This window comes from Pseudomonas typographi (assembly GCF_014694385.1).
Lineage (GTDB): Bacteria > Pseudomonadota > Gammaproteobacteria > Pseudomonadales > Pseudomonadaceae > Aquipseudomonas > Aquipseudomonas typographi.
Genome location: NZ_JAAOCA010000067.1, coordinates 1 through 10877, shown reverse-complemented (window position 1 = coordinate 10877; position 10877 = coordinate 1). Strand labels below are relative to the sequence as shown.

General features: G+C 49.6%; 13 protein-coding genes. 2 read left to right on the top strand and 11 right to left on the bottom strand.

Annotated features, from left to right (window positions below; all coding sequences use genetic code 11):
* Positions 1 to 96 (top strand): transposase domain-containing protein (locus tag HAQ05_RS27120; RefSeq protein WP_190424563.1); only part of this gene is annotated, 96 nt, incomplete at its 5' end.
* Here the strand turns inward: HAQ05_RS27120 and HAQ05_RS27115 are convergent.
* Positions 78 to 236 (bottom strand): hypothetical protein, encoded by a 159-nt coding sequence (locus HAQ05_RS27115; RefSeq protein ID WP_238936603.1) that lies wholly within the window; start codon positions 234 to 236, stop codon positions 78 to 80. The genes HAQ05_RS27120 and HAQ05_RS27115 overlap by 19 nt on opposite strands.
* Positions 237 to 695: 459 nt before the next feature.
* Here HAQ05_RS27115 and HAQ05_RS27110 point away from each other — a divergent pair, with 459 nt between their 5' ends.
* Complete coding sequence (locus HAQ05_RS27110; RefSeq protein ID WP_190427278.1) at positions 696 to 959, top strand: hypothetical protein; 264 nt, start codon at positions 696 to 698, stop codon at positions 957 to 959.
* 4 nt (positions 960 to 963) lie between these two features.
* Here HAQ05_RS27110 and HAQ05_RS27105 read toward each other — a convergent pair whose 3' ends face one another.
* The 10 genes from HAQ05_RS27105 to HAQ05_RS27060 all read right to left on the bottom strand — a co-directional run.
* A complete protein-coding gene (locus HAQ05_RS27105; protein ID WP_190427276.1) occupies positions 964 to 2958 on the bottom strand; it encodes a polysaccharide biosynthesis protein in 1995 nt (664 codons plus the stop codon).
* A 65-nt stretch (positions 2959 to 3023) separates the two neighbouring features.
* Positions 3024 to 3839: a class I SAM-dependent methyltransferase gene (locus tag HAQ05_RS27100; protein WP_190427274.1), complete on the bottom strand. Its 816-nt coding sequence runs from the start codon at positions 3837 to 3839 to the stop codon at positions 3024 to 3026.
* A complete protein-coding gene (locus HAQ05_RS27095; RefSeq protein WP_190427272.1) occupies positions 3829 to 5247 on the bottom strand; it encodes a rhamnosyltransferase WsaF family glycosyltransferase in 1419 nt (472 codons plus the stop codon). The genes HAQ05_RS27100 and HAQ05_RS27095 overlap by 11 nt, the downstream gene beginning before the upstream one ends.
* Positions 5247 to 5972, bottom strand: a complete 726-nt coding sequence (locus tag HAQ05_RS27090) for an ABC transporter ATP-binding protein (protein WP_190427270.1) — start codon at positions 5970 to 5972, stop codon at positions 5247 to 5249. Before HAQ05_RS27090 ends, HAQ05_RS27095 begins: the two co-directional genes overlap by 1 nt.
* A 3-nt stretch (positions 5973 to 5975) precedes the next feature.
* Positions 5976 to 6752, bottom strand: coding sequence for an ABC transporter permease (locus HAQ05_RS27085; RefSeq protein WP_190427268.1), 777 nt, complete (start codon positions 6750 to 6752; stop codon positions 5976 to 5978).
* A gap of 21 nt (positions 6753 to 6773) precedes the next feature.
* The gene (locus HAQ05_RS27080) at positions 6774 to 7748 is read right to left on the bottom strand and encodes a glycosyltransferase family 2 protein (RefSeq protein ID WP_190427266.1); all 975 of its coding nucleotides are present in this window, start codon (positions 7746 to 7748) and stop codon (positions 6774 to 6776) included.
* On the bottom strand, positions 7739 to 8734 hold the full coding sequence (locus tag HAQ05_RS27075; protein WP_190427263.1) for an MraY family glycosyltransferase: 996 nt from the start codon (positions 8732 to 8734) through the stop codon (positions 7739 to 7741). The genes HAQ05_RS27080 and HAQ05_RS27075 overlap by 10 nt, the downstream gene beginning before the upstream one ends.
* The gene (locus tag HAQ05_RS27070; protein WP_190427260.1) at positions 8731 to 9678 is read right to left on the bottom strand and encodes an NAD-dependent epimerase/dehydratase family protein; all 948 of its coding nucleotides are present in this window, start codon (positions 9676 to 9678) and stop codon (positions 8731 to 8733) included. The genes HAQ05_RS27075 and HAQ05_RS27070 overlap by 4 nt, the downstream gene beginning before the upstream one ends.
* Positions 9675 to 10601, bottom strand: a complete 927-nt coding sequence (locus HAQ05_RS27065; protein ID WP_190427257.1) for a glycosyltransferase — start codon at positions 10599 to 10601, stop codon at positions 9675 to 9677. The genes HAQ05_RS27070 and HAQ05_RS27065 overlap by 4 nt, the downstream gene beginning before the upstream one ends.
* A 115-nt stretch (positions 10602 to 10716) precedes the next feature.
* Positions 10717 to 10877: sugar nucleotide-binding protein (locus HAQ05_RS27060; protein WP_190427255.1), on the bottom strand; the 161-nt coding region annotated here is incomplete at its 5' end.

The following is a 10877-nucleotide window of genomic DNA, read 5'->3' as shown; positions in this document are numbered from 1 at the left end:
CCGTACGCGTATCTCAAGGATGTGCTGATGCGGTTGCCGACGCAGAAGGCTAGTGAGATCGAGCAACTCCTGCCACATCAGTGGATGCCGGGCTGACCTGCGCAAGGCGTATTCCCCGTACGCTTACCCTTGATCTCCAGTTCGACGAGGGCAACCAGGCCGTTGATGGATTTGCGGAAGTCGACAGGGTATGGGTAGAGGAAGACCTTTTCGGTCTTGCGGCCGGGGCGCATCATGCCGGGAGGCTCCTGAAATCGGGAGCATCAGGATCGGCAACTGCGTCAGCGATTTGAAGGTGTAGTTGGTGGAGCGCTTACTGTCCGGATGGTTTCAAATTCCGCTGCTACGACGACGCCAAGCTGAGGGTGGGCGTTGCCCTGACAGCGGAGACCGCGAGGCTATTGGCTGGGTCTCCAGCCTGACGGGCTATAGTGGGGATAATACTCTAGACTGGCGCTGGAAAGCGGCGGAAAGCGGCGGAAAGCGATTTGGCGACATATTGTCCGGCATACCCAGGCAAGCCCATGATGCAGCAGCCCGTGCCCATAACGCTGTTGGCAGCGATAGGAGCTCTAGAGGCCGATACTTTTCAAAGAGCCTTACGGCCCGACGAATGGTGATTAGACTTTTAGCTCGCCTGCCGATAGCCTGAAGAGACGAGTTACGCCACACGCGTGCAACCTGCGGGAGGTTCCATGGACAACATTTACCTGCTCATAGAGCACGGCCGCGAACAAGGCGAGGCTTACGTTCTGGGATGGTTCGACAGCGAAGCGACCGCCAAGGAAGCCGCCACCAAGCTAGAATGGGATGCCTATCGCGAAGCGCTCAAACACGACCATAGCTGGGCCAGCGAGCAATTGCTGCCGCCGGACCAAGCGGAATATAAACGGTTTTGGGTGAAACCTTTGCAAAAGTTTCCGTATGCCACGGCACCGGGCTCTGCCGGCCTGCATTGAACGGCTATTGATCGCGGCGTTGTTGCAGGTACTTCCAGTCTACGATGTCCGACTCTGGCGAGTAGCCACTGACCAGTTGCCGTAACACTTGGCGCACACGCGCGTAGTCATCGGCATGCAGTGCAGCCATGAGTGAATCCAATCCGCGTTTGAGGTCTTCCCAAGCCAGCCAATCTTCTTGGGCGGTCATGATCATCGGGTGGCGCGTATTGCCCACGTTGTCGCCAATCAACAACTCTTCGTAAAGCTTTTCGCCCGGGCGAAGGCCGGTGAATTCGATAGCGATATCGCCCTGGGGGTTTTTCTCGGAGCGAACCGAAAGCCCAGACAATCGGACCATTTTCTCGGCCAACTCCGCGATACGCACAGGCTCGCCCATGTCGAGTACGAACACATCACCGCCCTGCCCCATGGAGCCGGCCTGGATCACCAACTGGGCCGCTTCCGGGATGGTCATGAAATAGCGTGTGATCTTCGGGTGGGTCACGGTCAGCGGCCCACCTGCACGAATCTGCTTGTGGAACAGCGGTATCACCGAGCCGGAGGAGCCCAGCACGTTACCGAAGCGCACCATGGTAAAGCGGGTGCGGTTCACTTGGGAAACACGTGCCGCATCGTGGTACAGCACAGGTGCCACTTCACGGCTTAGCGCCTGCAGCACCATCTCGGCGAGGCGCTTGCTACTGCCCATCACATTGGTGGGCCGCACCGCCTTATCCGTCGACACCAGCACAAAATTCCCGACATGGGCGCGCACCGCGGCCTGTGCAGTGTGCAAGGTGCCGAACACATTGTTGAGCACACCCTCGGCAATGTTGTGCTCAACAATGGGCACGTGTTTGTAGGCCGCCGCGTGGTACACGGTGTCTACGTTCCACGTACGCATCACGTCAAAAAGCTTGTCGGGGTAACGCACCGAACCCAGGATCGGCAACACCTGCACGGCGATCGCCAAGCGCTCGGCCAAGGCCGCTAACTCCTGGTGGATCACGTAGAGGTTGTACTCACTGTGCTCGAACAACAGCAACTGTTGCGGGGCCAAGGTAAGGATTTGCCGGCACAATTCCGAGCCGATCGACCCCCCGGCACCTGTGACCATCACCGTGCGGCCCTTTATACAATGCTCGAGCAACTCGGCCTGGGCCGGTACCGCATCACGCCCTAGCAAGTCGGCAATATCGACTTCCTGTAGATCTTGCACATGAACACGGCCGCTGGCCAGGTCAGAGAAATTCGGCACACTGCGCACGTGCAATGGGTAGCGTTCAAGCAGCTCAAGGATTTCACGGCGCCGCGAGCGGCTTACCGAAGGCAGTGCCAGTAGGACCTCGGCGGCGCCGGTTTCCTGGATCATCTGCTCAATGTGCTTGGGTTTGTATACCAGTAGCCCGGAAATAATCCGGTTGGCGATGCTTGGGTCATCGTCCAGGAACGCCACCGGGCGCATCCGCTGGCCCAGGCGCAATGCGGCAATCAACTGGTTACCCGCCACCCCGGCCCCGTATACCGCCACCTTGGTCAGCCCTTCATCACGGCGCATCAACGGCACGCCTTGCATGCCCAGGAACCAGTCACCGTGAAAAAAATGCCGCATGGCCAAGCGCAACCCACCGATCAGCACCATGCTCAACCACCAGTAGTTGAAGATGATCGAGCGCGGCACCAGCACCTGGTGGTTGCTGTACCAATACACGATCAGCGCCAACACCAACGACGACAGCGTGACAGCTTTGGCGATAGCGACTAAAGCATCATTGCCGAAGTAACGCATTACCGCGCGATATAGACCAAGGCGTATGAAGATGGGGATAGAGACGAGCGGGGCAGCCACGAATAGCCAGGTATGCTGGACAAACGGATTCTTGGCCTCCTCCAGGCCAAGGCGGACAACGAACGCTAAGTAGAGAGCGCTCCAGATAAGCAGAAAATCAATACTAATCTGTAGAACTCTCTTGGTTCGTCTTGATAGCCCTAAAAGCTTAAGCTTAATAGGTCTCATGCGTCACCTCGATCCGCAGCTCAAAACGCAGCCCTAGGCCGCTCCGGAAACGTCGATAGAACCTGTTATGACTTTCCATTACGAAGACGCATAATTTCGTCTAACAAACGCATAGGATCTTCCATGAACTCTAAGAAAATATCTTCATACTTCCCATACCGTAAATGATCTAACTCCACCTGATTTTGATGAAATTCATCATTCGGTATTGAGCGTTCAACAGTTCCAAGGTGTTTTTTGAAAACGCATATCCCAGGATAGACATGCAGGCTTTCTATACCCCAGTCCGGCAGATGCTGCCGAACCTGTAGCGACAATAGATTTTGCCTATTAACCATATCTACAGCACGTTTAATCCAACGCACCGGTGAATCCAGGAAATCTATAGCAAGCGTGCTTCCATCATATACTGGCCAATATGATGTAAAATAATCTTCTATAACATAAAGTCCGCCGTCGCTCACCGCTCCCACCAAATTGAATAAACTGGCCAACTGGTCGCTGCGGCGATGGCTGCCATCATCGATAATTATATCGAATGGTCCATATTCATCACAGAATTTCTTTATAGCATCGGGGTCACCCTGATCTACTATGAAAGTTTTGACATTCTCCTTATCCAGTTCGTGCTTGGGATAGATATCCCAAGCATAGATAGTGGCACTAGGGAATAACTTGCTCCACATTTTGAGTGATGCACCGCCTTCGCCAGGGCGATCTTCACCACCTACACCTATCTCGAGCATCTTGAAGGCCTGACCATACAGCTCATTGAGATGCATTGCATAGTAACGATGATACGAATGTGGGAAAACCTTATCGCACTCGAACTCCTTACCTGCATGGAGCATCAGCTTTTCAAACTCTTCTCTACTGATCATGACCGAACACCTCGTGAATGAACTCAGCGTGTTGGGAAGTCCAGGTCTCATCCCATGTTTTAGGCCACGTGATCGTAGCTCCGTTCCAACGTGATTGAAGATCGTTGGTACGTAGAACACCTTCAGCGATTGCATTAGCAAGAGCGTAAAGATCAGGATCTGCAGGTAAGATGTTGGAAGATATAGCCCTCAGATAATCGGACGTCTTTGTTTCGAAAGTATTGGTCACCACCACCGCACCGGATGCAGCCAAATCCATAGGTATTAGACTAGGATGTGGAGAGGACATCAACGTTAAGCACAAATCAAACGTTTTTGTGATCGCCTCATATTCGTCCAGCGGCATTCGGGGCAATTGTTTCACCTCAACGCCTGGCGCGAGTTGAACGACAGTATTGCCAATACCCATGCCATAGAATTCCCATTCATCCGCGCTAAAAACCCCATTATTATACGCGTGGATCAATGCCAAAGCGGCCATCTCGAACATATTTCGGTTAACGGCAGGCCTGCTGTAAAACACAAACCGTTTTTTTGTGGTGGCCTTGACTCTAAAGAATTCCTCTTTAGGAAAGATAGATGATGAACAAGCATTTTCAAAATAGATGCTTTTCATATTAGGGGATATAATATCGCCCTTTTGTAAATATTCCAATAACGATTCGGATGACGCCAGAGTATGATAATTAAAGTTATATGAATTGCGTGATATACAGTATTGAGAGTTGAAGGGGTAAAACGCTGCCTCAAAGTCCTGTATGAGATAAAGAAAAGGCTTTCCATTTGTAAATCTGGAAATTTTCTCGGCAAAATATGCGCTATACCAAACGGTAGCCACACAGTTATCAAATGGAGAGACCTTCAATGGCGAGACTCGGGATCCTATATATTCGACCTCTATTTTTTCGAAAAGGTTTTCCATTGAGGGAAACTTTTTCAAAGCATTACGAAATTCCGACTCATCATAGTAAAAGTTATCAAACAGCACAAGCCGCACGCGATAGCCTTGTGCGGCCACGAACAACGCCACATTGAAAACGCCAAAAAAACCGGCTGAAATCGTATTAATCGTAAAGGCGGGTACTAACACGTTGATCCGGCGAGGTTCAGTTGGATCGGATACAACCTCAGGCATATCATATGCCCTATTGACCATCAATCCTAGCAAGTGCGCATCGTAAATTTGTGGGCGCTCGATCTCGGCCTTCTCTTGCTGCCGCATCAGACTATTAAGGGGAACAACGGCGTTTACGCCTTTCAAACAATAGAAGGCCATCTTAACTTTCAACGGAAGGCCGTCAGGTCGCTTACTTTCCCTAAGCGTCGCCATAGCCAAACGGCATTCATACGCGCCGAAAAGTTCAAATGCCGTCGCCTTACCGATCCGAAGAACAGATTCAATAGACATTAAAAATCTCCTTTGATGTTTTTCAGTTCTACCACCCTGCCCGCTTCCATTCTTATGATTTTATTACAAAAGCTGCTTATAATTTCTTTTGAGTGCGACGCCATAACCACAATTTTCGCTTCTCTCATGATATCTTCGATTCTGGCCTTAGCTCTTACTTGAAAGCCAGAATCACCAACACCAAAGACTTCATCAATTAAAAGAATATCGCTGGGATACAAGGTAGCTACCGCAAACAGCAACCTGAGCTGCATACCTGAGGAGTATGATCTTACCGGTAGGTCTAGGTATCCTCCCAACTCCGAAAATTCTTCTATTTTATTGATATCGCTGTCTAAGTTAGCGAGATTGAAGTTATACAGCCGTGCCAGCCTAGAAATATTTTTCCTTCCACTTAGCTCATGATCAACACCAACGCCAAGTTCGAATAACGTCCGTATACTACCCTCGCGCCGAATAGTACCCGCCGAAGGGTGATAGATGCCAGCCAGCACCCTCAGCAGCGTACTCTTGCCCGCGCCATTATGGCCAATCAGACCAACCCGGTCACCTTCTACCAAAGAAAGATTTACATCAGTAAGTGCCTTTACATAAGTCGTCTTCGCGTGGTCGCTCGCGATAATTCCCCCAGTGCCTATTCTCACAAGATGTTTCCGCAACGAAGCGCCAGTTTCAGACACTACTGGGAAATCTAAACAAAGGTTGTTCAACGTAATTTTAGACATGCCTCAGACCCAAAAAACAACTTTCTGTTTTTTTGCGGAAAGGATGGAAAACGCCACGAACCACCCTATAATTGCAACCGCAGCCATTATGATGTAGCTATAAAAGTCTATCTCACCCGCAAGGGGAGATTTGACTATGGAAAACAGCATTGCAATGGGATTATAATCAAGCCAAGCGCTGGAGCCCAAGATATCACTTTTTTTATAGAGTATGGGGGTAAGGAAGAAAAGTATGGGCATAAGGGCATCTATCGATGCGCCTAAATCTCTAAATCTCGCCCCTAGTATAGAAAGCACTACAGAGACCCATATCAAGTTAGCAAATAGAATTAATAAACCCAATAATGACCATAGCGCATTAGTTCCCGATGGCCAGCCATAAATTACGAACACCACAAATACAATAGCTAGATTATGTAAAAAATTAATAGCATGCTTACTGATCAACCTCAAATTATGGGTAAACAATGGCAAATTATAATTTTTGATCAAGGAACTCTGATTTACATAACACGCTGAGGATTCGGAAATTACTCCTGATAAAAAAAACCAAATCACAAGCCCCACGGCGAGATTCGGCAGCATTTCCGATAAGTTAATCTTCATGACCGATGACCAGACCATACCCAAGCCAATTACCCCTATGGCGGTTCCGAGCGTTATCCACCATGGGCCTAGCACACTTCTCGCGTATCGTGCCCTAGTATCACTAAACGCGAAATAAAGCCAAACATCTCTACGTCTGACACCGCTAATAATATCGTCCAGCCCTACCCGCATATATCCTCCAGCCAAACGCCTTTACAGTTTTCCCAAAAAAGCGGCTGCGTAAAGGCTTAAGTTCCCCGCAACCGTTTGCCTATACACCCCTGACCGCCACAAATGTTGCAGGGAAGGCCATCCTACTACCGTCCGGGCACATAGAAATTCTTTAAAAGTCCGCCTTGACTGAGCAGGCATTATACCGATGATCGCTAGCAATAGCTTGCAGTTTTTGGCGTTCCATGTTTTATGCTGCCCTCGATACATTAAAAATACGCGTTTTAGCTTTGCTACAGTGCCGTTTCCTGCGCCTACCAAATTACTCCCATGTTGACGATACCTTACATAGGGGAAATGATCGTATACTATCTTTCCACCCATCGCGGAAACAATAAGATACGCTAACCAGTCGTGCATAACGATATCGACACCGTCTAGGTTTATCGAACGGAACAAGGCCAAAGCGGGATGGTTGAACATCATCGTATTCCCGCTGGCAATATTCTGCACAAGAGCGTTTTGAAAACAGGCCACTTTTGAGTAAAGGGGTGAGAATCCAATCGTTTTCCCCTCGCTAGAAACTAAGCATGTTCTGCCACAATATAATGCTGGATGCTGTGCGTAGCCTTTTAATTTCTCCACACCTCGCTCCAGCTTTGAGGGCATCCAGATATCATCTTGATCGCAAAATGCATAAAAATCGCCTTGAACTCGCGCGTCGATCACCAATGACCAGAAATTCCTGGCGACGCCCTTACCTGGCCCCTCATAAATTTCTATACGCCCCGGAAATTGCGCTTGGTACTTTTGCAAAATGGACAGGGTACTATCACTTGACCCGTCATCAGCCACAAATATTTTCCATGCGGGATATGTTTGAGAAATTATCGAGTTCAATTGATCGGAAATATATTGATCGCCATTATACGTACACATCAAAATAGCAACGACAGGCGCGCCCTGGGAGACCCCATTGTTGCCCGTCATGGCTTCTCGGAAATCGGTCAGGCCCATCTACGCCGCCCCCAAACAAAAAAAGAAAGAAGCCATGCGTAGGTGCCTACCAGGATAAACCCTGAATAGGATGGACGAACAAAAGCGTAAGTACCAAGGGGGAAAAGCACAATAATATTAAACAAGAATATATATATAACAACAGGACCATGTGCTCCAAAATTACGAGCCGCGCGTTGATAGATATGCTCTCGGTGAGCGACCACTGGTGCGTGCCCCGTCCACACACGATATAATAGCGTACAGCTGGCGTCCAATATAAATATCGCCATAAAGATTAAGAAAGGCAAAAAGTATTTTTTGTCAGCTATCATTACAGTTGCGGCCATTACGAAACCAATGAACCCGCTCCCTACATCTCCAAGAAATATTTTTGCCGGCGGATAGTTCCATAGCAAAAAACCCGCGCAAGATGCTCCAAGAATGGTAAAAACCTCTACCAGATTTTGGTCCCCCCCCATAATTCCAATTGTGACCATTGACAGTCCTACCGTTATAGCCTGGCATGCAGCAATACCATCTATACCATCCATAAAATTATATAAATTCAACGACCAAATTACGAATAGCGCCGCGATCGGCAACCCAACCATACCGATTTCGATTGTATGATCCATAAAAGTAATGTGCCGTGGTATGTCTGCTGACGCTAAGAGTATGCCTGCTGCTATAACGTGGCAACCCAGCCTCACTGATATGGAGACACCGCGACGATCGTCGAAAAAACCGACAAGAGCGACTAATAACGAAGCAGCGGATAATATAATAGCGTTATGGAGTTCTATTTTACCCCCGTATGTAGCTATCGCTATTCCACAAACGAATGCCAGGACAACAGCAACCCCGCCCCCTCTTGGCGTAGGTACGCTATGGGAACTCCGTTCGTTGGGAGTATCTAGCATCATGGTGGCAGAGGCATATTTCTTGACAAGCCAGACTCCGACAACAGAGATAAAAAACGCCAGCAGCGACGATGAATAATTCATTTACCATTGCTCGCTATTGCTTTTCCCCTGTGATACGGTTTCTTTATAGAGTACTTGGGTTCCCAACCGAGTAACATCTGGTTCTTGGTAATCGTGACTTCTAGATTCCCAATCAACCTGGTCATGACAGCAGAACGTTTTCTGGATATGAGTTTTATAAGAAATAATGGCATATTAATTAGAATAGGTTTTCGCTTGATTGTTAAGGCTACAGCCTTGATCAGCTCAGGCGTAGAATAAGCGGTTGCGTCACCGACCAGAAAAACCTCCCCAGCAGCTAGCTTGTGCGACGCGCAAACGTCTATAAAATCAGTCAAGTTTCGTACATCAACAATACTTCGCCTATTCTGTACATTCCTAAAGGGCATAGGCAACATCCACCTGATAGCCTTCGTTATACGGGCAATATTCCCTCCGGCACCCGGACCATAAACTAAAGGCGGGCGAATTATTACTAACTCCATTCCCGAGGCGTTAGCTAAGGCTTGCAATTCACGCTCAGCTTCAAATTTTGAGATACCGTAAGGATCTTGAGGCGCCGGCTCGTTGTCGGGCGTAAACGGTCTGCCGTCGATCGTAGATTCGCCATTAACCTTGATTGAACTCAAGAACACGAAGCGACGTACTCCTGCTTTAGCGGCGGCCTTGGCAAGACCCAAAGTACCTTCTACATTCGCCGCCCGAAAGGCGGACAATGGATCAGCATTCCTCTCGGGTCTCATATGCACGCGCGCAGCAGTATGCACAACAACATCCACCCCGTTCAGGGGCGGAACAGAATTTATATCAAGAAGGTCGTAGCTCGCTACGCCCTTTCCCTCGCTACCAGGTCTCACGCATGGGATCACATTCCAATGGTGGGATTTGCGAAGGTATGCGATTAGCGCTGAACCGATAAAACCATTTGCGCCGGTTACTAATATGGTTGAACGATCTTCCCTCATACACGCACGCCCACTACAAGCGCTACTAAGCATAGGCCACTGAAAAGCCACTTATCACGTAGCCGACGGCGACATTGCCGACTATTGATCAACATACGGCGTATCTGGCGCCGATCGATTGGCTCGGCGATTACCGGGGATGGTTCCTTCACATCGATTATCGTAGCGATACGGCTGATTTGGTCGAACCACCACCCCTGCCGAATCCGACGCCACCGGTTGAGCGCCGATCGTATGGAAGTATTAGCACCTACCTGATTGGCGGCGTGCTGGCGATACAAGACGCCCGGTTCGGGATCGATAAACCATTGCCAGCCAGCTTGGCGTGCATAGGCATAAATAAGCCAATCATGGAGCGTAACTTCTTGCAATGCGGCCCATTTTTCTGATACGAAACTACGCAGCGCATGGGCTAGGGCTGGTGTAAGGACGTAGGTGCAACCAGGTCCGGCAGCCTCGAACAGATGGTCCCAGTGCACCTGTGGCTGCGCTTTATTTAGTACTTGCCTGCGCCCATCAGGCCAGAACGCGATGACATTGCTCGAATAAGCCGCGATTTGGCGCGTACACAATAGCTCAACTGCACGACGCAATTTGTTTGCCAACCAAACATCGTCTTGGTCAGCGAAGGCCACATAATCGAAACCATCGATTGGTACATCGCGAATCAAGCGGAAGAAATTGCGTCCCGCGCTGCCGAACTTTCCCGGCTGCAGCAACGTGATATCGCGGTACTGTTCAGCATAACCCTGACAGCATACCAATGTGCCATCATCGCTCATGTCAACGCTTATATAAATTTGGACCTGAACGCCTTGCTGATTTCGAATGGACTGTAACTGCTCGGGGAGCCAGCGCTCACCATTGTGTGCGGCCAATAGTACGGCTACACGAGGCAAGCTAGGGTAAAGAGCTGCGCTCATAAAACAGCAATTCCAGCGAAGGAGGCATTCAAAACAATATCCTATACACAACTGAAGCTGGTGGGACTGTAGGAATTGCGTTATGTTTCACCGTGGCTTGACATAAAGTCAAATTTCACATGCCGGTAGGGCTTTTGATCACCGAACTACGCAGGCACTGCAACAGGCCCTCTCCCCAGGCCGGTTGTGCCACACCCCATTCGCGGGCCAGCTTCGAGCAGTCGAGCCGGGAGTTCAGCGGGCGCTGCGCGGGCGTGGGGTATTCGCTCGAGGGTA

What these genes read in the sequence shown, in the direction of transcription:
- HAQ05_RS27070 (WP_190427260.1), bottom strand. Translation starts at nt 9,678, where the DNA reads ATGAGGGAAGATCGTTCAACCATATTAGTAACCGGCGCAAATGGTTTT.
- HAQ05_RS27115 (WP_238936603.1), bottom strand. Translation starts at nt 236, where the DNA reads ATGATGCGCCCCGGCCGCAAGACCGAAAAGGTCTTCCTCTACCCATAC.
- HAQ05_RS27085 (WP_190427268.1), bottom strand. Translation starts at nt 6,752, where the DNA reads ATGCGGGTAGGGCTGGACGATATTATTAGCGGTGTCAGACGTAGAGAT.
- HAQ05_RS27065 (WP_190427257.1), bottom strand. Translation starts at nt 10,601, where the DNA reads ATGAGCGCAGCTCTTTACCCTAGCTTGCCTCGTGTAGCCGTACTATTG.
- HAQ05_RS27080 (WP_190427266.1), bottom strand. Translation starts at nt 7,748, where the DNA reads ATGGGCCTGACCGATTTCCGAGAAGCCATGACGGGCAACAATGGGGTC.
- HAQ05_RS27090 (WP_190427270.1), bottom strand. Translation starts at nt 5,972, where the DNA reads ATGTCTAAAATTACGTTGAACAACCTTTGTTTAGATTTCCCAGTAGTG.
- HAQ05_RS27105 (WP_190427276.1), bottom strand. Translation starts at nt 2,958, where the DNA reads ATGAGACCTATTAAGCTTAAGCTTTTAGGGCTATCAAGACGAACCAAG.
- HAQ05_RS27110 (WP_190427278.1), top strand. Translation starts at nt 696, where the DNA reads ATGGACAACATTTACCTGCTCATAGAGCACGGCCGCGAACAAGGCGAG.
- HAQ05_RS27075 (WP_190427263.1), bottom strand. Translation starts at nt 8,734, where the DNA reads ATGAATTATTCATCGTCGCTGCTGGCGTTTTTTATCTCTGTTGTCGGA.
- HAQ05_RS27100 (WP_190427274.1), bottom strand. Translation starts at nt 3,839, where the DNA reads ATGATCAGTAGAGAAGAGTTTGAAAAGCTGATGCTCCATGCAGGTAAG.
- HAQ05_RS27095 (WP_190427272.1), bottom strand. Translation starts at nt 5,247, where the DNA reads ATGTCTATTGAATCTGTTCTTCGGATCGGTAAGGCGACGGCATTTGAA.